The 22,969-nt window shown below is 69.6% G+C and carries 11 protein-coding genes; 4 read left to right on the top strand and 7 right to left on the bottom strand.

Going from position 1 to position 22,969, the window contains the following annotated elements:
- The first annotated feature begins 351 nt into the window (after positions 1-351).
- A complete protein-coding gene (locus tag ACIHAX_RS36805; protein ID WP_397282303.1) occupies positions 352-1,548 on the top strand; it encodes a lycopene cyclase family protein in 1,197 nt (398 codons plus the stop codon).
- Positions 1,549-1,579: 31 nt separating this feature from the next.
- Here ACIHAX_RS36805 and ACIHAX_RS36800 read toward each other — a convergent pair whose 3' ends face one another.
- From ACIHAX_RS36800 to ACIHAX_RS36790, 3 genes are read right to left on the bottom strand one after another with little or no spacing between them, the layout of a single operon-like run.
- Complete coding sequence (locus ACIHAX_RS36800) at positions 1,580-2,458, bottom strand: ABC transporter permease (RefSeq protein ID WP_356964876.1); 879 nt, start codon at positions 2,456-2,458, stop codon at positions 1,580-1,582.
- Positions 2,455-3,240, bottom strand: a complete 786-nt coding sequence (locus ACIHAX_RS36795) for an ABC transporter permease (RefSeq protein WP_355076316.1) — start codon at positions 3,238-3,240, stop codon at positions 2,455-2,457. Before ACIHAX_RS36795 ends, ACIHAX_RS36800 begins: the two co-directional genes overlap by 4 nt.
- 35 nt (positions 3,241-3,275) lie before the next feature.
- Positions 3,276-4,259 carry an ATP-binding cassette domain-containing protein gene (locus ACIHAX_RS36790; RefSeq protein WP_355076010.1) on the bottom strand — a complete coding sequence of 328 codons (984 nt, stop codon included), beginning with the start codon at positions 4,257-4,259 and terminating at the stop codon, positions 3,276-3,278.
- 365 nt (positions 4,260-4,624) lie between these two features.
- Here ACIHAX_RS36790 and ACIHAX_RS36785 point away from each other — a divergent pair, with 365 nt between their 5' ends.
- Positions 4,625-6,151, top strand: coding sequence for an aldehyde dehydrogenase family protein (locus ACIHAX_RS36785; protein ID WP_364439215.1), 1,527 nt, complete (start codon positions 4,625-4,627; stop codon positions 6,149-6,151).
- Between the two features lie 220 nt (positions 6,152-6,371).
- On the opposite strand, the gene ACIHAX_RS36780 is transcribed toward ACIHAX_RS36785, so the two are convergent.
- Positions 6,372-7,640, bottom strand: coding sequence for a helix-turn-helix domain-containing protein (locus ACIHAX_RS36780; RefSeq protein ID WP_355076008.1), 1,269 nt, complete (start codon positions 7,638-7,640; stop codon positions 6,372-6,374).
- Between the two features lie 127 nt (positions 7,641-7,767).
- Between ACIHAX_RS36780 and ACIHAX_RS36775 the strand changes: the two genes are divergently transcribed.
- A complete protein-coding gene (locus ACIHAX_RS36775; protein WP_364439209.1) occupies positions 7,768-8,583 on the top strand; it encodes an enoyl-CoA hydratase-related protein in 816 nt (271 codons plus the stop codon).
- Positions 8,584-8,631: 48 nt separating this feature from the next.
- On the top strand, positions 8,632-9,657 hold the full coding sequence (locus tag ACIHAX_RS36770) for an SDR family oxidoreductase (RefSeq protein WP_356964880.1): 1,026 nt from the start codon (positions 8,632-8,634) through the stop codon (positions 9,655-9,657).
- A 22-nt stretch (positions 9,658-9,679) separates the two neighbouring features.
- Here the strand turns inward: ACIHAX_RS36770 and ACIHAX_RS36765 are convergent, their stop codons facing one another.
- The 3 genes from ACIHAX_RS36765 to ACIHAX_RS36755 form a co-directional block, all read right to left on the bottom strand.
- Complete coding sequence (locus tag ACIHAX_RS36765; protein ID WP_355076312.1) at positions 9,680-10,921, bottom strand: Nramp family divalent metal transporter; 1,242 nt, start codon at positions 10,919-10,921, stop codon at positions 9,680-9,682.
- A 134-nt stretch (positions 10,922-11,055) separates the two neighbouring features.
- Positions 11,056-12,045, bottom strand: a complete 990-nt coding sequence (locus ACIHAX_RS36760) for an alpha/beta hydrolase family protein (protein WP_355076310.1) — start codon at positions 12,043-12,045, stop codon at positions 11,056-11,058.
- A 238-nt stretch (positions 12,046-12,283) separates the two neighbouring features.
- Positions 12,284-22,969, bottom strand: a 10,686-nt coding sequence (locus tag ACIHAX_RS36755) for an amino acid adenylation domain-containing protein (protein ID WP_397282300.1), incomplete at its 5' end; no start/stop codon positions are given.

Genomic DNA, 22,969 nt, shown 5'->3' with positions numbered 1-22,969 from the left:
AACAATAGAAGACTCCGCGGGCGCGGCCTGGGCCTGCACCGAGACCATTGCCGATGCGGCCGCAGCGCCGGCGACGACCGCCGACAGCAGCAACCGGCGGAGGTGGCTCCCTCTCATGACTCCCCTTATCCCGAATCCCGGAACGCCTCGCGTTCCGAGCTCAGGCTATGGCCTGTCCCGAGCCGTTTCACGACTGAAGTTGCTGGGCCACCGATTCTGGGGGCATGCCCGTGCACCGGAATTCGCACCGTTTCGAACCGATCCGATTCCGAAATAGCGAGACCCGAATTCCTTGGGCTCGCAGGCGTGGAATAGTTGCGCTTCCGTCGGCCCACCGGATTGAATGCCCCTATGGGTGTCAGCGCGGACCGGGAAGTCGATGTGTGCGTGGTCGGGCTCGGTCCCACCGGACGGGCGCTCGCGCACCGCGCCATGATCGCGGGGCTGTCGGTGACCGCGATCGACCCCCGCCCCGAACGGCTGTGGCCGCCCACCTTCTCCTGCTGGGTGGACGAGCTGCCGCAATGGCTGCCGTCCACGGCTGTCGCGACGACCATCCCGGCGCCCAGAGTGTGGACGAAGACCGAGCATCGCATCGACCGTCCCTACTGCGTGCTGTCCAAACCCGGCCTGCGCGCGGCGCTACCGCTCGATGACGCCACCGTCGTCGCGGGCCGCGCCACGCGGGTGGACGCGCACGAGGTCGAACTCGCCGACGGCACGGTGCACCGGGCGGCGGCGGTGTTCGACACCCGTGGGCTGCCCCCGCTGGGACGCCGCCGCGGGGCGAGCGCGCACGGCATCTTCGTCGACGCCGAGGCCGCCGCGCCGATGATCGCCGAAGGCGAGGGCCTGCTGCTGGACTGGCGGCCGGAGAACGGCGCGGGCCCGGACGAGCCGCCGTCGTTCCTCTACGCGGTGCCGCTCGGCGACGGCACGGTGATCTTCGAGGAGACCAGTCTCGGTCTCCGGGGCGGCATGCCGCAGCACGAACTGCGCAAGCGCACGCTCGCGCGCCTCGCCGCGCACGGCATCCGGCTCACCGGCGACGAACCGAGCGAGGCGGCGCACTATCCACTCGACCAGCCGCCGCCACGCACCGGCAAGGCGCGCGCGATCGCGTTCGGCTCGCGCGGCGGCATGATGCACCCGTGCACCGGGTACAGCGTCGCCGACTCACTGGCACTGGTCGACACCGCGATCACCGCGCTGCGGGAAGGCCGCGACCCCATCGCCGCGCTGTGGCAGCCGCGCGCACGGCTGGTGTATTGGATGCGGATGCGCGGCCTCTACGGCCTCGGCAGACTCACCACCGAGCAGTCCATCGCCATGTTCGACGCGTTCTTCAGCGCCACCCCGCGTGGTCAGCGCGCCCTGCTGTCCGCGCACGACGACTACACGGCGCTGGGCGCTGTGCTGTTCGGCACGGTCGCGCACACCTGGCCGTTCCGCTGGCGTTACGACCTGGTCGGCTGGGCCAATCGGAACCGCTGGCTGGATTACGAGTTCGCCGAACCGCGTGAAGACGCCGAACGCCGGGTCCGATAGTCGGAACCCGGCGCACGGTGACAGCTGGTGGCTACGGCCCCGTTTCCGCGGCCCGCCGATATCCCCTGATCGCCGGGTAGGCGAAGACGACGATCATGCCGAGCGTCCAGGCGAGCGTCTCGAGCAGCGGGTCGGCGACCGCACCGCCGTAGGACAAACCGCGCATCGCATCGATCGCGCAACTCATCGGCTGATGCGCCACCACGTCCTGCAACCAGATCGGGTAGGCGAAAACCGGGACGAAACCCGAGTTGAAGAACATCAGCAAGGTGCTGATCATGCCGATGATGTTCACCAGCATCACGCCCTCGGACACGGTGGCAAGCGCGGTGACCAGGACGGCGAACGCCACCCCGAACAGCACCGGGATGCCGATCAACGCCAGCGCCGCGACCGGTCCCTGATCGAAGCGGAAACCGAGCAGCAGACCGACCGCGACGACGAACACCGTGGTCACCAGGACACGGATCGCCTCGGCGAGCAGCCGCCCGGTGAATCCGGCCGCACGGTGCACCGGCATCGTCCAGAACCGGCCGAGCAGCCCGGTCATCTTCTCGGTCTTGAAGCCGAGGGCGCTGACCACCGCCCCGGACATCGCCGCGACCAACGTCAACAACGGGACCGTGCCGTACACGGCGGGCATGCCGGTGGCCCCGGAGACGGGCTTGTTCAGCACGATGTAGAACATCACCAAGGTGAGCGCGGGATACACCAGCGTCTGGATGGTCGTCGCCGGATCACGCGCCCAGACCAGCAGCAGCCGCTTGCACTGGATCAGGCTCTGCACCACCCAGGTGACCAGCGAGCCTTCCGGCCTCGTCCGGACGACGGGCAGGGGTTCGGCCGGGCGTCCCTCGAACACCTCGGTCTGCGGCGCGGTGCGCTCCACGGTCGATTCCACCGAACTCATGACCGCCTCACACTCGCCCAGATCGCCAACGGGGTGAACACCGCCGCCAGCCCGATCAACCACACCAGCGGAACCCACAGCACGTGCCAGGTCACGCCGTCGGCCGCCATGTCGCGCAGCGCGAAGGAGAACTGGGAGATCGGCTGATTGCGCACGAACGGGCGAATCCATTCCGGAAAGTTGCGTTCCGGCACGAACCCGCAGGAGAGCATGCCGAAGATCAGCGTCGGCAGCGTCAGCGCCTGACTCAGCGACTCCGGGCTCTTGGTCAGACTGCCGAGCCCGTCGGCCCCGACCGCGAGCACCGTGCCGACCGCGAGAGAGAACGCGCAGAACAGCACGGCCTGCCCGACGCCTGCGACGAAGCGGAAACCGATCAGGTACCCGAACAGCACCGCGGCGGTGAGCGAGGTCACCGACCGGACCAGCCCGGCGCAGATGCGCGAGGTGAACGGCACCAGCGTGCCGATCGGCATGGTCTGCAGTCGGGTACTCAGGCCGGTCATCGCCTCGAACGCGGCCAGCTGCGCGTTCGACATCATGGTGAAGGCCATGGTCTGCAACACGATGATCGGCATGACGTACTGGGCGTAGTCGACGCCCTGGATCTTCATCACGTAGCGCAACGGCAGATAGAAACCGAGGGTGAAGATCAGCGGCGTGACCGCGGCGACGATCAGCTCGCCCTTGGTCGCCATGGTGCGGACGATGCGGCCGGTCAGCGCGCGCCACTGCGCGAACGACGACAGCCGCGCCGCGGGCAACTCGGCGAACAGCGTCACCTCGGCCTCGGTGTGCTCCGGGGCGGTCGCAGCGGTCACGCTCGCCCGCCCGAGTGGCCGGTGATGGACAGGAAAACGTCGTCGAGCGAGGGGCGGCGCAGCGCGATGTCGGCCAGCTCCACACCGGCGCTGTCGAGCCTGCGCAGCGCCTCGGTCAGCGTGGCTGCGCCTTCCGGCGCCGGGATGGACAGCCGGTCGCCGCCGTCGATGTCGGCCAGCACCGCGGGCGGCACCAGGTCGCCAAGGGCGTACGCGGCGGTGCGCAGTTTCTTCTGATCCAGCGGGACGACCTCGCAGTAGCTGCCGCCGGTCTTCTCCTTGAGTTCGTCGGCGGTACCCTCGGCGATCACCGTGCCCTTGTCGATCACGATGATGTTGTCGCTGAGCACGTCGGCTTCCTCCAGGTACTGCGTGGTCAGCAGCACCGTGATGCCCTGCGTCTTCAGCGCGGTCACCAGGTCCCAGACGCCCTGCCTGCTGCGCGGGTCCAAGCCCGTGGTCGGCTCGTCCAGGAACACCACCTCGGGACGCACCACCAGCCCGCAGGCGATGTCCACGCGGCGGCGCATGCCGCCCGAGTAGTGGCGCACGGCTCGGCGGCCCGCGCTCACCAGATCGAATTCCTCGAGCAAGGTGTCGGCGCGCTTGCGGGCCGTGGACTTGCCCAGGCCCATCAGTCTGCCGAACAGCTCGAGGTTCTCCCGGCCGGAGAGGTTCTCGTCCAGCGCCGCGTACTGGCCGGTCATCATGATCGAGCGGCGCACGCCCGCCGGGTCCTTCGACACGTCGTACCCGGCCACGACGGCGGTGCCGGAGTCGGCACGCAGCAGCGTGGAGAGGACCTTCACCATGGTCGTCTTGCCCGCGCCGTTCGGCCCCAGGATGCCGAGGACGGAAGCGCGTTCGGCGACGAAGCTGACGCCCTGCAGTGCGTGCACATCGCCGAACGACTTGCGAACGTCCGTTACCCGGACCGCAGGCTCACTCGCATGCGAATCCGCTTGGTTGGAACTCGGCATCAACTCTCCACTATCGGCCGGTACGGCGACCAGGTCGCCCGAGCGCGGGCGCACGCTCGGATTGGTGATCCGTCGCGCTCGGCGTGATGTTACCGGCCCGATCGCCCGGGCTGCCGCGTCGCGTGAGGTACCCGCACCAGCGTGCGCCCATTGTGTCCTTACTCACATTTTCCGCTGCCCGTTCGCCGTGCGGAGAATCGGCGCTGGTGAGCGCGATCCGATCCGGACACCGAGGCCGCGGCCGAGCCTTGTCGGCCCGCTGCGCCAGACCATAGTCTGCTTTGCGGGGGAAAACACTCACTCGTCCACGGATGTGGCCCCGCTGAGCGGTCCGCACGCCGGTTTCGACACTGCGAGAGGTGATCATGGCCGAGTCCGCGCAGTCACGGTTGGCGGCGCGTCCGGGAGGAACGGGCCGAACGAACGTCCTGACGTCCTACGACCCGCGCACCGGCGAGGTCGTCGGCAACTACGCCGTGATGAGCGCGGGCGAACTGAATCGCGCCGTGCGAGCGGCTCGCTCCGCCGAAAAATGGTGGGCCGAACTCGGATTCAGCAGCCGGAAGCGGTGGCTGCTGGACTGGAAACGCGAGATCACCCGGCGCTCGGGCGAATTGGTCTCCCTGCTGTGCGAGGAGACCGGGAAGCCGGTAGCCGACGCCGCGATCGAGGTGATGCTCGCGGTGGAGAACCTCGACTGGGCCGCGCGCAACGCGGGCCGCGCACTCGACCGGCGGCGCATCGGTTCCAACTGGCTCACCCGCAATCAGCGGGCCTCCGTCGGGTATCTGCCGCTGGGCGTCGTCGGCGTGCTCGGCCCGTGGAACAACCCGGTGTTCACCCCGATGGGTTCGATCGCCTACGCGATGGCGGCGGGCAACGCCGTGGTGTTCAAGCCGCACGAGCTGACCACCGGCGTCGGCGTGTGGCTGGCCGACAGCTGGTCCCGGCTCGCACCGAACCAGCCGGTGCTGCAAGTGGTTACGGGTGACAAGGCCACCGGCACCGCGCTGTGCCGCGCGAAGGTCGACAAGATCGCCTACGCCGGCTCCGAAGCCGGTGCGCGCGAGGTGATCTCGGTGTGCGCCCAGACCATGACCCCGGTCGTCGTGGAGCGCGGCGGCAAGGGCAGCATGGTCGTGCACGTCGACGCGAAACTCGACGACGCCGCCGAGGCCGCCGTGTTCGGCGCGATGGCCAACGCCGGGCAGAACGCCACCGGCATCCAACGGGCCTACGTCGCCCAATCCGTCTACGACCGCTTCCTGGAGTTGGTCGCGGATCAGGCCCGCAAGCTGCGGCCGGGCGCGGACCGGAAGGCGTCCTACGGCCCGATGATCATGGAGTCACAGATCGAAGTGGTGCGCAGACAGGTGCGCGACGCGGTGGCCCGTGGCGGCCGCGCGGTCGTCGGCGGGCTGGACTCCATCCGCGATCCCTACATCGAGCCGATCGTGCTGGCCGAAGTGCCGGAGGAGAGCACCGCGATCACCGGCGAGGGCATCGGCCCGGTGCTCATCGTGAACAAGGTGGCGAGCATGGACGAGGCCGCCGAGCGGATCAACGCGGTGGGCACCGACGTCGCGGTGTCGGTGTTCACCAGGGACGTGCACGAGATCGAGGCGTTCGCCGAGCAACTGCGCGCCGGGGTGGTGACCATCAACTCCTCGACCGCGTACGCGGGCATTCCCGCGCTGCCTTTCGGCGGTGTGGGCGAATACGGCCAGGGCCACAGCCACGGCGACCAGGGACTACGAGAGTTCAGCCGGACCCTGGCCATCACCCGCAAGCGGTATCAGGCGCCGGTGAATCTGTCCACGTTCGACCGGCACCCGCGCCATCTCCGCCTGGCCAGAACGATCTTCCGGATCCGGCACGGCCGCCGCCCCTGAGCGGCGCGCCCACGCGTACCTCCGCCTTCGCTACGGCCATGCGCGGGCTGATGACGGACGCTGTCCGGCTGCGCCTTCTCTGCGTACCTCCGCCTTCGCTACGGCCATGCGCGGGCTGATGACGGACGCTGTCCGGCTGCGCCTCCTCTGCGTACCTCCGCCTTCGCTACGGCCATGCGCTGCCTACCTCCGCCTTCGCTGCTTGCGGCCATGCACGGGGTTAATGGCGGGCATCGTCCGGCTGCGCGTTATCGGCGAGCAGCACCGCGTCCATCAGCGCGGTGACGCGGGCCAATTGCGCGGGCCGGGAATCGAATCGGATCAGCCTGCCCACATCGATCACCTGACTGATGGCGGCGTGCACCCGGAAACGCGCTTCCACCGGGTCGCCGTCCAGCAGGTTGGCCCATTCCAGCACGTTCTGCCGCTGGATGGCGCGCAGCTTGTGCTGCTCGGCCTGCGGCAGGTTGCCGAACTCGGCGTAGTACACCGCCATGATCTCGGGCATGGCGAAACTCAGTTTGGCGTAGCGGTCGGCCACGTTACGCGCGGCGTCCGCCCGGCTCGTGGCTTCGGCCAGCGCCTCGGTGATCGCGATGGCCAGCCGGTCGCCGGTGCGGTGGAACGCCGCGGCGAGCAGGTCGGCCTTGCTCGCGAAGTACCGGTACACGCTGGAGGCGTTGATGCCGACGGCGGCGCCGATCTCCTCGATGCTCGCCTCGTGATACCCCTGCCTGCCGAAAATCCGGATGGCTTCGGTGAGCAATTGTTCGCGCTTGGAGGTCACCGGGATGCCGCGCACGGGCGGGCCGGGATCCGGTTCGGCGGGCGCGGGAGGCAGTTCGGTGCGCAGGATGGCCCAGGACATCTGACGCAACAGCGGAAGCAGCCGAGCGCTCGACAGTGCGGTGCGGTGGGCGGCGATGCTGGCGATCGCGCTGAGCACGCCCGCGGCCAGCATCGCCACGTCCGCGGGCGGCGCCTCGGGTCGCAGCAGCGCGATCGGCGCCGCGAGAGTGTTGTTCAGGTCATCGTAGATCTTCTTGATCCGGACGCGGTCGTCCCGCTCGAGATAGCGCCGCTCCCAGCGGTAGAGCCCGGCCTCGCGGCGGATGTCGACGGTGTGCTCGCTGATCGCGCGGATCAGCGCGTCGGCGCGCCGCACCGGGTCCAGCCGAGTGTCGTCGGCCCCCTCGGCGACGTTCAGCAGGTGTTGCGCGCCCTCCTCCGCGGCGGCGACCAGCAACGCGTACTTGTTCGTGAAATGCCGGTAGAGCGCGGGACCGGAGATGCCGACCTCGGCGGCGATCTCGTCCACGCCGACCGGGTAGTACCCGCGTTCGCTGAACGCGCGGGCGGCCGCCCGGATGATCTGTACCTTGCGGTCCTTCGGACGGCGGCGCACCGACGGCGCGCCCTCAGCGCTCGCCCGCCTGCCCGGTTCGGGGCGCGCGGGAGCGAGATCGACCTCGCTGCGATCCGCGACCATGCACCTCTCCGTTCTCCGGCGGCGCTGGTTGACAGCGCCCGACAATGGAACCTAAGTTAACCACAATTCGCAAAGTTAACCACTATTCACGGCCTGGCGTCCGGCGAATTGCAGCTTAGGAGCAAACGTGAGCAACAACGATTCCGCGGCCCCGGCCGCCCCCTCCGCCGCGAAGTTCACCGCGGTCCAGGACGGCAAGGTGCTCCGGATCACGATCACCAACCCGAAGCGGAAGAACGCCATCGACTACGACACCATGGTCGCGCTCGGGGACGCCTTCCGCGCGGCGGCGGACGACCGCGCGGTGCGGGCGATCGTACTGACCGGCGAGGGCGGCGATTTCTGCACCGGCGCCGATCTCTCGGCGAGCGCGGACGAGGCGCAGCGGGGCATCACCTCGGACATGGTGATGGACGCGGCGAACCGGCTGGTGCGGGCCATCGTCGACGCGCCGGTCCCGGTGATCGTGCGCATCCGCGGCGCCGCGGCGGGCGTCGGCGTCGGCATCGCGCTGGCCGCCGACCTGGTCTACGCGAGCGAGGACTCCTACTTGCTGCTGGCCTTCATCAACATCGGCTTGATGCCCGACGGCGGGGCGGCCGCGCTGGTGGCCGCGGCGGCGGGCCGCCCGCTGGCGGCGCGGATGGCACTGCTCGGCGAACGGCTGCCCGCCCGGGAAGCCGCGGCCGCCGGTCTGTTCACCGCCGTCGTGCCCGACGACGAACTCGACGCCGCGGTCGAGGCCGGGGTCCAGAAGATCGCCACGGGTCCGCGCCGCGCGCTGGAACTCACCAAGCACGCGCTGAACCAGGCCACGCTGACGGCGCTGGACGCGGCCCTGGCCGCCGAGAAGGCGGGGCAGACCGAGCTGCTGCGCTCCCCCGATTTCATCGAGGGCGCCACCGCGATGCTCAGCAAGCGCAAGCCCGTCTTCGCCGACTGATCAGCCCGCCGGAACGTAGCTACCGACAGGCGACTATGTTCATCGGCTATGACTTACCTGGTTACCGGGGCAACTGGGTTCATCGGTCGTTTTCTCATCCCTGAGCTCCTGAAACGCGAGGGTGACATTCACGTGCTGGTTCGGCCGGGCGACGCCTCGGCCGACCGGTTCGCCTGCTGCGCGCAGGAATGGGCGGGCGGCGACCGCGTCCGTCCGGTGCGCGGCGATCTGGGCGCCCCGGGGCTCGGCATCGATCCGACCTGGCTGGCCCGGCATCGCGGCGCCATCGAGCACGTCTTCCATCTGGCCGGAGGCTACGACCTGACCGAGCGCGGCGGCGGGACCAGGCACCTGGTCGACGTCGCCGAGGAGCTGGGCGTCGGCTTGCTGCACCACGTCTCGACCGTGGAGGTGGCCGGGTCCACCGAGGGCCTGTTCACCGAGGACATGTTCGATCACGGGCAGGCGCTGGCCACCCCGATGCAGCGAGCGAAGTTCGAGGGCGAGCGGATCGTCCGGGAATCGTCGCTGCGCTGGCGGATCTATCGTCCGTCGATCGTGATCGGGCATTCCAGGACCGGCGAGATCGATCGGATCGACGGCCCGTACTACTTCTTCCGCCTACTGCGCATGGGCGCGCAGCTGCCGAGGCTGCTGCCGGTCCTGGTGCCCAAACTGGGCGAGACCAACATGGTCCCGGTGGACTTCGTGGCTCGCGCCCTCGATCACATCGCGCATCGCGCCGGCTCGGACAAGATCACCTATCACCTGGTGGATCCGCGCAGGCAAAGCGCGGTCGACGCGCTGAACCTGTTCGCCGACGAGGCGGGCGCGCCACATCTGGTCGAGGTGATGCCCAAGCGCACGTTGGACATGATGTTGCGGGTCCCCGGCGCGAACTGGCTGCTGCCCCGGGTCGGTGTGCCGCTGGACGTGCTGGAGCACAGTGAATTCGCCTGCTGGTTCGACTGCAGGCACACCAGCGCGGCTCTGGCGGGCACCGACATCAGGGTTCCGCCGTTGGACGCCTACGCACCACGGATCTGGAAGTACTGGATCGAGAACTGGGTCTGATCGGCGCGCCGCGCCGGGCGGGCTACCGCCCGGTGACGGTGAGGTAGATCAGGGCGGCATTGAGCACGGAGATGATCGCCGCGACCGTCCAGGCCAGCGCGGTGGTCACGCGATGGTTGACGTCCGCGCCCATCAGCGTGGGGTCACTCGTGAAGCGCACCAAGGGAATCAGCGCGAACGGGATGCCGAACGACAGCACCACCTGGGAGATGATGAGCGCGCGGGTCGGGTCGATCCCCAGCGCCAGGACCGCGATGGCGGGGATCAACGTGATCAGCCTGCGTGTGATCAGTGGGATTCGCCGGTGCAACAGGCCCTGCATGATCATCGCGCCCGCGTAGGCGCCGACCGACGTCGAGGCCAGGCCGGAGGCGAGCAGGCCGATCGCGAGCAGCAGCGCGGCGGCCGGGCCGAGCACGTCGCCGACGGCCGCGTGCGCGTCCTCGATGGTCTCGACGTTTCGGCCGCGCAGGGTGTTGGCCGCCATGAGCAGCATGGCCAGGTTCACCGTGCCCGCCAAGATCATGGCCAGCCCGACGTCGACCTTGGTGATCCGCAGTAGCCTCGCGCGAAGCGGCCCCGGCGCCGGTTGCCCGTGCCGGTCGCGGGCCAGGCCGGAATGCAAGTAGACCGCGTGCGGCATGACCGTGGCGCCGATCATGGCGGCGGCGAGCAGCACGCTCTCGGTGCCCTGGAAGCGCGGCAGGAGACCGCCCACCGTGCCCCCGGCCGACGGCGGGGCGATGACCACGCTCGCCAGGAATCCGATCGCGATGATCGCGAGCATCCCGGTGATCACCCGCTCGAACGGCTGCTGGCCGCGACGGTCCTGCACCAGCAGCAGAACCATCGACACCGCGCCGGTGATCACGCCGCCGACCAGCAGGGGCAGGCCGAACAGCAGATGGAGCGCGATGGCGCCGCCGACCACCTCGGCCAGGTCGGTGGCGATCGCGACCGTCTCCGCCTGGCCCCAGTAGGCCAGCCGGACGGGACCGCTCGCCTTCGCGCGCACCGCCTCCGGCAGCGACCACCCGGTGACCAGGCCGAGTTTGGCCGAGAGGAACTGGACCAGCCCCGCCATCACGTTGGCCAGCACGATGACCCAGACCAGGAGGTAGCCGAACTGCGCGCCCGCGCTGATGTTGGACGCGACGTTGCCGGGATCGACGTACGCGATGGCCGCGACGAACGCGGGCCCCAGCAGAACGGTCGCGGCACGCGCGCGCCCGGTGACGGACTTGGTCGACTCGACCAACGTAATACCCACGAACTGAATTTTACGGGTTCCCGAACTTTTTTGTGAAGGTTACCCCATAAAGAAGACCGCCTGGTCGCGCGACAGCGGCGACCAGGCGGTCGGAGGAATCTTGCCGGGCGGTCCCGGCTCGATTCGGATCAGATACCGAGCCCCTTCGCGAGCACGGGCCACGACAGCTGGAACTCGTCGCGCCAGTAGCCCCACGAGTGGGTGCCCGAGTCGCGGAAGTTGTAGGTGGCCGGGATGCCCAGCTGGTCCAGCTTGTTCTTCAGGTTGTGCGTGCAGTAGTTGGTGCCCGCCTCGATCACGCCGCCGATGACGATCTGGTTGGCCAGACCGTATGCGCCGGGCAGCGCGTACGGACCGTTGAGCGTGTCGTACTGGCCGGGCAGGCCGTTGCCGGTGGAGATGTAGAGGTCGAGCCCGCGCAGTCCCTCGGCGTTCACGTACGGGTCGTTGGCCACCCAGTCCGGCGAGCCTTCCGGACCCCACATGTTGTCGGTGTTGCCGCCGCCCCAGGTCTCGACGGTCAGCTTGACGAACTCGGAGCCGACCGGGTCACTGGTCTGCGCGCAACCGCTGTAGGCCGCGGCCGCCCTGTACAGGCCGGGCTTGGCGATCGGCAGCGCGAGCACCGTGGTGCCCGAGGTGGACAGGCCCGCGATGGCGTTCACGCCGTTGGTGCCCAGCGCGCCGTCGACCAGCGGGGGCAGCTCCTCGGTGAAGAAGGTCTTCCACTTGTTGCGGCCGAGTACCGGGTCGTCCTTGATCCAGTCGGTGTAGTAGCTCCACTTGCCGCCGATCGGCTGGATCACGTTGACGTTCTTGTCCGACAGGAACTGCAGCGCGTCGGTCTTCGCCTGCCACGAGGCTTCGTCCTCGCCGCCGCCCGCGCCGTTGAGCAGGTACAGCGTCGGACGCGGCACGGAGGCGTCGGCCGGGCGCTGGACGTCGATGATGACCTTCTCGTCCATCGCCGCCGAGTACACGTACAGCCGGATGCTGCGCGCGTCCTTGTACTCGGCCTTGGTGATACGCGAACCGTCCGGGGCGACCGGGTTGCCCAACAGAGTCTTGGAATCGATGATCGGATCAGCTGTCGCGCTGGACGCGCCGAGACCGGTCATCATCCCCGCGAGCACCGCGGTTGCCGCGATGGCGGCCGCGGCCCGCAGGCCACCGCGCCGGCTCTGTCGACGTATCAATTTCGCACCTTCGCTTCGTCTCGAGATTCGCTCTGCATGCCCCACACGCCGGGGTGGATGCCCAGGCATCCCGCCCGACCATACGGCCTATGTAGTCGTCACAACAGTGGACTTCGTTACCGCACCGTTGCCCTATCATGCCGGAACGGTGTCGGCTCGATCATGACCGCCCCATATTCCGTGTCGCTTCCCACCCCGGGGGATCGAGCAACTCGGACAATCTGGGACCTATCTGCGCGAGCGCTTCCGGCGATGTCATCTGATCGTGCGAGACACCGACGGGATGATCGTCCACCCGGCCGTCGACATAAGGTTGCCAGCCGGCCGCCGCGGTGTCGTGACCGGCCGCGCTGAAGTAGTCCAATCGGCCCCGGAAGACGTTCGGCCGGTGCTCGGCGATCAACTCGGCCGAGCGCACCGCGCTGCGGTAGATCCGGCGCACCCGGTCCGGGGTGAGCACCGCCATGTCCGGCGGGATGGTGGCGTGCAGCGCGGCCAGCGCGTCCTCGCTCAGATCGTGGACGTCGCCCTCGCCGGGCAGCAGGGCGTCCGCGCCGATGCCGAGTTCGGCCAGCGCCTCGCGGATCGCCGCCCGGAAATCCGTGACGTCGATGTCGGGGTGACTGTCGAGCATGGTCAGCAGGCCGATCTCTTCGCCCGCGGCCTGGAGCTCGGTCGCCACCGCGTGCGCCAGCACACCACCGAGCGACCAGCCGAGCAGCCGGTAGGGCCCGTGCGGCTGCACCGCGCGGATCTCGGCCACGTAGCGGTGCGCCATCTCGAACAGCGACTCCGGCAGGTAGCCCTCTTCGGTGAGCGCGGGGGACTGCAGGCCGAAGATCGGCGTGCCTGCGGGCACGTAGCGCGCGAGGCCCGCGTAGCACCAGGACAAGCCGTACATCGGATGCAGGCAGAACAGCGGCTCGGCGGCGGCCACGTCGTGCGGCACCATGGTGCGGATCGGCAGCAGGACGCCGAGCGCCGCGTTCGAGTCCTGGTCGTAGTCGTGATCGTCGGCCAGCGCGGCCATGATCCGGGCCGCCAGCGCCGCCGGGGTCGGGTCGGTGAAGAACCACTGCACCCGCACCTCGGCGCCGGTGAGCGTGCGCAGCCTGCTGACCGCCCGCGTGGCGACCAGTGAGGTACCGCCGAGGCCGAAGAAGTCGTCGTCCATCCCGACCCGATGCGCCGGGCCGGGTTCGAGGACCTCGTCGAACACCTCGAGCACGGTCCGCTCCAGCGGCGTGCCCGGCGCGCGGTACGGACGCGCCACCAACGGCGGCGCTGGCAGCGCCTTGCGGTCGAGTTTGCCGCTGGCGTTGAGCGGAAGCTCGGCGAGCGCGACGACAGCCGAGGGCACCATGTACGACGGCAGCGCGGCGCGGGCGTGCGCCGCCAACGCGGCTTCGTCGAGGGTCGTCCCCGGCGCGCCGACGACGTACGCGACCAGCCGATCGCCGGTGGCGCCACGCACCACCGAGACCGCGGCGTGCCGCACCTGCGGATGACTCGTCAGCACGGCCTCGATCTCACCGAGTTCCACGCGCTGGCCGCGCAGTTTGACCTGGAAGTCGCTGCGGCCCAGGTATTCCAGCGCGCCGTCGTGCCAGCGCACGATGTCCCCGGTGCGATAGAGCCGGGTGCCGCCCGCATGGGCGACGAAACGCTCGGCCGTCAGGGCCGGGGCCCCGAGATAGCCGCGCGACAATTGCGCACCCGCGACGTACAACTCGCCCGCCGCGCCCGGCGGCACCGGCTGCAACTGCCGGTCGAGCACGTGCACGCGGGTATTGGCCGCCGGGATGCCGATCGGAACCGCCGCCGCGGCGGTGTCGCGCACGGGATGGCCGGTGACCACGGTGGCCTCGGCGGGGCCGTACCAGTTGATCAGCTCGGCGCCCGGCACGGCCGCGGCGAACTTTTTCGCGATGGCCCCGGACAACGCCTCGCCCGCGGCGAACACCCGGCGCAGCGAGGGGTACGCCACGATCGGGCCTGCCACCGGATCCGAGAACGCGTCCAGCATCGATGGCACGAAATGCGCCGTGGTCACCGCGTTGTCGACGATGACGCGGGCCAGATAGGCCGGGTCGCGATGCCCGTCGGGCGCGGCGATCACGATCGACGCCCCGGTCTGCAACGGCCAGAACAACTCCCAGGCGGAGATGTCGAACGTGATCGGCGTCTTGTGCAGCACCACGTCGTCGCCGCCGTGCGGGTAGGCCGACTGCGCCCAGCGGAACTGATTCACCATCTGCCGGTGCGTGATCATCACGCCTTTGGGGTGGCCGGTGGAGCCGGAGGTGTAGATGACGTAGGCAACGGTGTCCGGACGCACCTCCTCCTGCGGCCAAGGACCTTCGTACGGAGGCAGATACAGCGTGTCCACGGCGACCACCGGCACGCCGGTCGCGGTGTCGAACGCGTCCGCGGTGGTGGTCAGAGCGCAGATCGGGGCGGCGCTGCCGAGGACGTACTCGCTGCGTTCAGCCGGGTGGTCCGGGTCGATCGGGACGTAACCGCCACCGGCGCGCAGCACCGCGTAGATCGCGACGACCAGATCGATGCCGCGCCGCATGGCCACGGCGACCAGCGTCTCCGGGCCGACGCCCCAACGCATCAGCTCGACGGCCAAGGACCGGGCGCGCGAGTCGAGTTCGGCGTAGGTGAGCGTGGTATCGCCGAAGCGGACCGCCGGCGCGTCCGGCGTGCGCGCCACCTGCGCGTCGAACAGGGAGGTCAACGTCGCGCCGTCGAGCAGTTCCGGCACGTCGGTGGCGTTGTGCGCGGCCAGCTCGGCGCGCTCGGCGTCCAGCAGCACGTCGATATCGCCGACGCGCGCCTGAGGAGTGGTCACGAAGCGGCCGATCAGCGCCGAGAGCCGCTGTGCGAGCGCGAGCGCCGCCGGTTCGTCGATGACGTCGCGCAGGTACTTCACCGAGACGCGCAATTGGTTGTCCAGCACCACCATGACCGTGAACGGGTAATGGGTGCCGTTGACCGCGCCGACGCCGGTGACGCTCATACCGTCGATGGCGCCGGCCCGGTCCAGGCCCTCCCGGTCCACCGGGAACGACTCGAACACGACGAGCGAGTCGAACAGCCCCTCCACGCCGACGGCTTCCTGAATGTCGCTCAGCCCCAGGTAGTGATAGTCCAGCAGGGCGGCCTGCTCGGCCTGTAGCTGCCGCAGCAGCCCGCCCAGCGTGCCGGTCGGGTCGAGCCGCACCCGCACCGGGATCGCGTTGAGGAACAGGCCGACCATCGCCTCGACACCGTCCAGCTGGGGCGGCCTGCCGGACACGGTGGCACCGAAGACAACGTCGTCACGGTCGGCGGTGCGACCGATCAACAGCCCCCAGGCAGCCTGCACCACGGTGTTCACCGTGACGCCCAGCCCCGACGCGAGCCGGGTCAGCGCGGTGGTGTCGGCTAGGGACAACGCGAACCCGACTTCGCCCACGCCCGAGGCGATCTCGCGGCCGGGATCGACCGGCGCCAGCGGCGTCGGCTCGGTGACACCGGCCAGCGCGGCGCGCCACGCGGAACGGGCCGCTTCCGCGTCCTGAGCGACCAGCCAGGCCAGATAGTCGCGGTAGGACGGCACCGAGGGCAGGTGCCGGGATTTGCCGCCGAACGCGTACAGGGTGAGCAGATCCTTCATCAACAGCGGCATGGACCAGCCGTCGACGAGGATGTGGTGACTGGTCACCAGCAGGTGGTAGCGGGCCGCGGCGGAGCGGATCAGCGCGAACCGCAACAGCGGCGCGGTCCGCATGTCGAAGTGGTCGGCCAGATCCGCCGCCTTGATCCGCTCCAGTTCGGCTCGGGCCGCGTCGGGTTCCAGCTGACCCAGATCGATCAGCCGCCACGGCACCTCCAGCGAATCCTGCACGATCTGTACGGGCTTGCCCTCGCTGTCGTCGGCGAAGGCGACGCGCAGGTTGTCGTGCCGGTCCAGCACCGCTTGCGCGGCCGCGCGCATCCGGCGGGCGTCCACCGCGCCGCTGAGATCGAGCACGAACTGGGTGGTGTAGACGTCCACCGAGCGCTCCGCGAGCAGGGCGTGGAACAACATGCCCGATTGCAGCGGCGTGAGCGGCCAGGCGTCGGACAGGTCGGGGTAGGCGCGGGCGAAGCGGTCGATGTCGGGCTGTTTGAGCCGCACCAGCGGGAAATCGGAGGGGGTGTAGCCGCCCGCGTCCGGGCGCAGTCCGTGCTCGGCGAGGCCGCCGAGCGCGCGGATCCAGTGCTCGGCGAAGGTTTTCGCGTCCTCACCGCGGAACGCGGCGGCGGCGAAATCGAACCGGGCGAGCAGGCCGTCGTCGGTGGCGTCGACGGTCAGTACGAGCAGCAGGTCGTCCGACGGGATGTCGGTGTGCACGCGCGCCGGACGCAGATCCCGATAGCGCAGCGCGAACCGGCCACGCCCGAGGCCACGCAGCTCGGCGGCGGTCTCGGCATTGAGATGGCGCAACAGGCCGTAGCCGACACCGCGCGAGGGCACCGACCGGCGCAACTCCTTGATCTGCGCGATCGCGATGCCCGCCGCCGGTCCGCCGATCAGGGCCTCATCGATGTCGATCCGGCTCAACCGCAACGGCAGCGGATATTCGGTGACGAAGCCGCCCACCGTGCTCGCCCCATCGGCGTCGGTGGCCGCGCGACCGTCGGCGGACAGCCGGACGACCGAACCGATGGCGCGTGTGACGGTCTCTCCCGCGGAGGTCTGCAGTGCCAGCGCCAGCGCGGTGAGCAGGATGTCCTCCACCCCGGCGTGGTAGGCCTCGGCGGCCGCGGCGACGGCCGCCGCACCCTCCGCGGTGATGGTGAGCGATACCCGGCTGCGTGCGTGCAGATCCCGTCCCTCGGTTCCCGCGCCCTCCGGGACGGAGCCGAGCGCTGGTCGCCACCAATCCATTTCGGCGACGGTGACCGGATCGTGCGCCTTGGCCGAGAGGGCGCGGATGAGCACGCCGAGGTCGGCTTCGGCGCTCGCGGGCGCGGCGTGGCGCGCCCGCTCCCACCGAGCGGTGAGCTGGTCGACGACCGCCCGCCAGGAAACGTCGTCGATGACGAGGCTGCTGGCCACGACGATCAGCGTGGAGCGAGCCTCGGGTCCGCCGGTGAGCACGAAGTAGATGTTGCGGCCCTGTTCGGGGTCGAGGGCGGCGGCGACCGCCTGCACAACGTCGTCGATGGGCAGCGAAGTCTCGCCGCGCTGCGGGTCCAGCCTGCGGAACGCCTCGCCGGTGCGTTCGGCGGCGGCGGGAATGCGCAGCACCGGCGTGCCGTCCTCGCCGTAGCGCAGCTGTACCCACAACATCGGATGCCGCTCGAGCACGGCGGCGACCGCGCCGTGCACCGTCTCCACGGAGCAGGCCTCGGGGATGTCGAGCGCGATGGCCCGCACTTCGATGCCTTCGTCCAGCATCCGCGCGGCGTCCGGCGTCAGCGGTAGTTCGCCCGCCTCGTCACCGGGGCCGCCGCCCTCCACCGCGGCGGCGCGGGCCAGCGCGGCGACGGTCCGGCATTCGAAGACGTCCCGCGGCGCGAAGGTCACACCTCGTGCGCGCGAGCGGGAGACCACTTGGATGGACACGATGCTGTCGCCGCCGAGGGCGAAGAAGTCGTCATCGATCCCGACCCGTTCGAGACCGAGCACCTCGCCGATCACCTCGGCGATCACCAGTTCGGCGGGGGTTCGCGGCGCGCGGTAGGCGCGGAGGGCCGGCTCGGGCGCGGGCAGCGCCTTGCGGTCCAGTTTGCCCGCTGGGGTCAGCGGAATCGCGTCGAGCACGACGATCGCCGCCGGAACCATGTACTCCGGCAGTCTGCGTCCGATCCGTTCGGTCAGCACGGACGGGTCGGCCGTCGCCCCCTCGGCGGGTAGCACGTACGAGACCAGCATGGTGGCGCCCGAACCGGTTTCGCGGCCGAGTGTCACGGCGAAGTCGACTTCGGGCTGGGCTGTGAGCGCGGCGTCGATCTCGCCGAGCTCGATGCGGAAGCCGCGCACCTTGACCTGGAAGTCGTTGCGGCCCAGGTACTCCAGGACCGGCGCACCGCCGCCGCGGCGCCAGCGCACCAGATCGCCGGTGCGGTAGAGACGCTCGCCGGGCACGCCGTACGGGTCCGCCACGAAGCGAGCGGCGGTCAGTGCCGAGCGCGCGTGATAGCCACGCGCGAGCTGGATGCCGCCCAGATACAACTCGCCCGTGACGCCCTCGGGCACCGGGCGCAGCCTGCTGTCGAGCACCAACGACCGCATCCCGCGGATCGGTCCGCCGATCGTGACCGGTTCGCCGGGCCGGAGCGGGTCGCTGATGTTGGTCATGATGGTGGTTTCGGTCGGCCCGTAACCATTGTGGAAATCGAGTTCGGACATGGTCGTCCACTTGGCCGCCAGATCGGCGGGCACCGCTTCGCCGCCCGCCACGACGGCCCGCACCCCCGGCAACGCGTCCGGATCCAGCGAGGCGAGCACCGACGGCGTGAGGAAGGCGTGCGTGACGCCTCCGGCGCGGATCAGCTCGGCCAGTTCCGCGCCACCGAAGGTCGACGGCGGCGCAACCACGAGCACGCCCGCGGAACCCAGCGCGAGCAGCAGTTCCAGCACCGACGCGTCGAACGAAGGCGACGCGAACGCCAGGGCACGGGTGGAACTGTCGAGCCGATAGCGCTCCACCTGTTCGGCGCTGAAATTCGCCAGGCCTTCGTGGGTCACCACGACGCCCTTCGGCACGCCGGTGGAGCCGGATGTGTAGATCACATACGCGGCGTTGCTCGCGCGCAGCGGTCCGCGCAGCTCGTCTGGCCGCAATGGCTCATCCGAGCGCACTGCGACGTCGAGGGTGAAGTCCTGATCGTCCAAGGCGAGCCAGCCGCCGGGCAGGGGCAGGTTGTCCAGTTCGGCGGTGAGCGTCACGCCGAGTGCTACGCCGGAGTCCGCGACCATGCGCGCGACGCGGTCGGCCGGATAGGTCGGGTCGATCGGAACGAACGCCGCCCCGGTCTTGGTCACCGCCCACAGTGCCAGCACGGATTCCACCGAACGACGGATCGCGATGGCGACCGGCACTTCCGGTCCCGCGCCGCGGTCGATCAGCGCCCGCGCCAATTGCGCCGAAGCCGCGTCGAGTTCTGCGTAACTGAAGGTGCGGTCGTCCGCGATCACGGCGATTCCGGCCGGATTCCCGGCGACGGCCGCGGCCATCAGTTCCGGCAGCGTGCGCGGCGGCACGGCGGGTGCGCCGGTACGGGCGATCAGCTCCGCGCGCTCGGAGTCGTCCAAGATCTCCAGATCGCCGACGGCGGTCTCCGGGCGCTGGGCGACCGCGGACAGGATGCGACGGAACCTGCGGCCGAACTCGACCACGGTCGCTTCGTCGAACAGGTCACGAGCGTAGGTGAATTCGGCGGCCAGGCCGGCTTCCGCACCGGATTCGGCGCGCTGCTCGCGCACGGTCAGCAGCAGGTCGAACTTGGCGGTGTCGGCGGCCGGGTCGAGCGCGGTGAGGCTCAGGCCGGGTAGCTCGAAGCCGGTCGCGGACAGGTTCTCGAACGACAGCGCCACCTGGAACAGCGGATGGCGACCGGCCGACCGTTCGGGGGCGAGCACTTCGACCAGCCGCTCGAACGGGATGTCGGCGTTGGCGAAGGCGCGCAGGTCCGTTTCCCGCGTGCGGGCCAGCAGTTCGGTGAAGCCGAGACCGGGCGTGACCCGGCTGCGCAGCACCAGCGTGTTGACGAACATGCCGATCAGGTCGTCCAGTTCGGCTTCGCCGCGGCCCGCGACGGGCGTGCCGATGGCGATGTCCTCGGTGCCGGACAGACGAGCCGATAACACCGCGAACGCGGCGTGTACCACCATGAACAGCGTGGCGTTGTGCCGCCGCGCGAGATCGGCAAGCGCGGCGTGCACGTCGGCCTCGATGACGAAATCGGCTCTGCCGCCCGCGAAGGACTGGGCGGTCGGGCGCGGCCGGTCCGCGGGCAGGTTCAGCTCGTCGGGCAGGTCGGCGAGTTCGGTGGTCCAGTAATCCAATTGCTCGCCCGCCGGCGACTCGGGGTCGTCGTCGGGGCCGAGCGCGTCGCGCTGCCAGAGCGCGTAGTCGGCGTACTGGATGGGCAGCGGCGCCCAGGACGGCTCCTGGCCGCCGGTGCGCGCCACGTAGGCCAGCATCAGGTCCCTGGTCAGCGGGCGCATCGACCAGCCGTCGGCGCTGATGTGGTGGGCGACGAAGACCAGCACGTATTCGGTGCCCGCGAGCTGGAACAGCTTCGCGCGCAACGGCGCCTCGACCGTCACGTCGAAGCCCGCGGCGACGACCCGCTGAATCTCGCCCGCGACGTGCTCGTCGCCGATCTGCACGGGAGCCAGATCCACCGCAACCTCGTGCGGAGCGAGGACCCGCTGTACCGGGCCGTCCGGCGTCTGCGGGTAGATCGTGCGCAGGATCTCGTGACGGGCGACGAGGTCGGCGACGGCAAGCCGCAACGCGGCCACGTCCAGGTCGCCGGACAAGCGGATAGCGGCCGAGATGTTGTAGACCGAGGCCGAGGTGTCGAACTGGTTGAGGAACCACATGCGCTGCTGCGCGAACGACAGCGGGATGCGGTCCGGACGCGGACCCGCGAGGAGCGGGATACGTTTGCGTTCACCGGAGCCCCGCTCGACCTTGATCGAGAGTGCGGCGACGGTCGCTGCCTCGAAGATCGCGCGGACCGGCACACGCGCATCCAGCGCCGCGCCGATCCGCGCCGCGACCTGCGTCGCCAACAGCGAATTACCACCGAGCGCGAAGAAGTCGTCATCCGCGCCGACCCGCTCCACCCCGAGCACCTCGGCGAACACCGACGCCACGATCTCCTCGATCGGAGTCGACGGCGCACGGAAGGCTTGAATCTCGAACTCGGGTTCCGGCAGCGCCTTGCGGTCGAGCTTGCCGTTGACGTTCAACGGCAACGCATCCAACACCACGAACGCCGACGGCACCATGTACGACGGCAACCCAGCAGTGAGTTCGGACTTCACCCGCGCCACATCCACACCGGCCTCGGCATCGGCAGCCACCAGGTAGGCCACCAACCGGTCACCCGTCTTCGGATCCGACTTCGCGATCACCGCAGTCTGCGCGACCTCCGGCAGCACGAGCAACGCTGCTTCGATCTCACCCAGCTCGATACGGAAACCACGGATCTTCACCTGGAAATCCGTACGACCCCGATATTCCAGTTCGCCGGTGCCGGTCCAAGCGACCAAGTCACCCGTGCGATACATCCGCGCACCCGGCTCGAACGGATTCGCCACGAACCGATCCGCCGTCAGATCCGCACGACCGAAGTAACCACGCGCCAACTGCGCACCAGCCAAATACAACTCACCCGACACACCCACCGGCACCGGACGCAAACGACCATCCAGCACGAACACCCGGCTGTTCCACACCGGCCCGCCGATCGACACCGACATCTCGTCAGCGAGCGTCACCCGATGGCTGGTGATCGACACCGCCGCCTCGGTCGGACCATACAGATTGAACAATTCCGTACGCGGACAGTCGCGTAGGAACCGCTGCGCCACCGAACCGGGTAGGGACTCACCGATCGCCAGCACCCGCCGTGGCGACCAGTCGTCCGCCGCAGGCCGGTGTGCCGACAGCGCCGCCAGCATCGACGGCACCAAGTGCAGGGTGGTGACCGATTCCCGCACCATCAGGTCGTGCAGATACGCGGGGTCCCGATGACCATCCGGCGCGGCGATCACCAGACGGCCACCGCGGACAGCGGCCGACCAGAACTCCCACACCGACAAGTCGAACGTGGCCGCGGTCTTCAGCAGCACCGAGTCGTCCTGCGTCAGCTCGAACTCGGCCGTCTTCCACAGCAACTGGTTCACGACCGCCGCGTGTGGCACCGCGACGCCCTTCGGGCGTCCGGTCGAACCCGACGTGAAGATGACGTAGGCCGTGTTCTCCGGCCGTAGGGGCACGACCCGCTCGGAGTCGGTGAGCGGCACGCTCGCGACCGCGGTCAGTTCCAGATCTTCGAGCCGCACTACCGGCGCGACATCGGTATCGAAGTCCGACTCCGCGTTGCTCAGCACACACACCGGGGCGGAGACGGAGAGGATGTAGTCGGTCCGGTCCGCGGCTTGGTCGGGGTCGACCGGTACATACGCCCCACCGGCCTCGGCCACCGCGTACATCGCCACGACCAGATCCACCGATCGGCGGAACGCGAGCGCGACCCGGGTTTCGGGGCCGACGCCCACCGAGATCAGGTAACGGGCGAGGCGGTTCACCCGGGCGGCCAGCTCGGCGTAGCTCAGCTCGACGCGGTCGCCGCAGGATAGGTCCGCGACCAGCGCGACGGCTCCCGGCGTCGCCGCGACGGTCTGGCGCAGTAGCGATGCCAATGTGGCGGGTTCCACCGGATGGGTGGTGTCGTTCCACGCGGTGAGCACGTCGTGCCGTTCGGTGTCGGCGAGTAGGTCGAGATCGCCGACCGGGACGGTGGGATCGGCGACCACGGCGGCGAGGATGCGCGCGAGCCGATCAGCGAACCCTTCGACCGTCGCCCGATCGAAAAGATCAGTCGCATACGTCAAGAACCCACCGATACCCCCAGCCGCACCCGACTCCGCATAAGCATCACCCACGATCAAATGCAGATCGAACTGCGACACATCCAAATCCGCATCCACACCAGCCACCGACAAACCCGGCAACTCCAACACCGCCCGCGCGACGTTCTGAAACGACAACCCCACCTGGAACAACGGATGACGCGCCGTCGACCGCGGCGGATTCAACACCTCCACCAACCGCTCGAACGGCACATC

This window comes from Nocardia sp. NPDC051929 (assembly GCF_044548645.1).
Classification (GTDB): domain Bacteria; phylum Actinomycetota; class Actinomycetes; order Mycobacteriales; family Mycobacteriaceae; genus Nocardia; species Nocardia sichangensis.
Note: the sequence above shows the minus strand (reverse complement) of the source record. Positions and strands in the feature narration are given on the sequence as shown.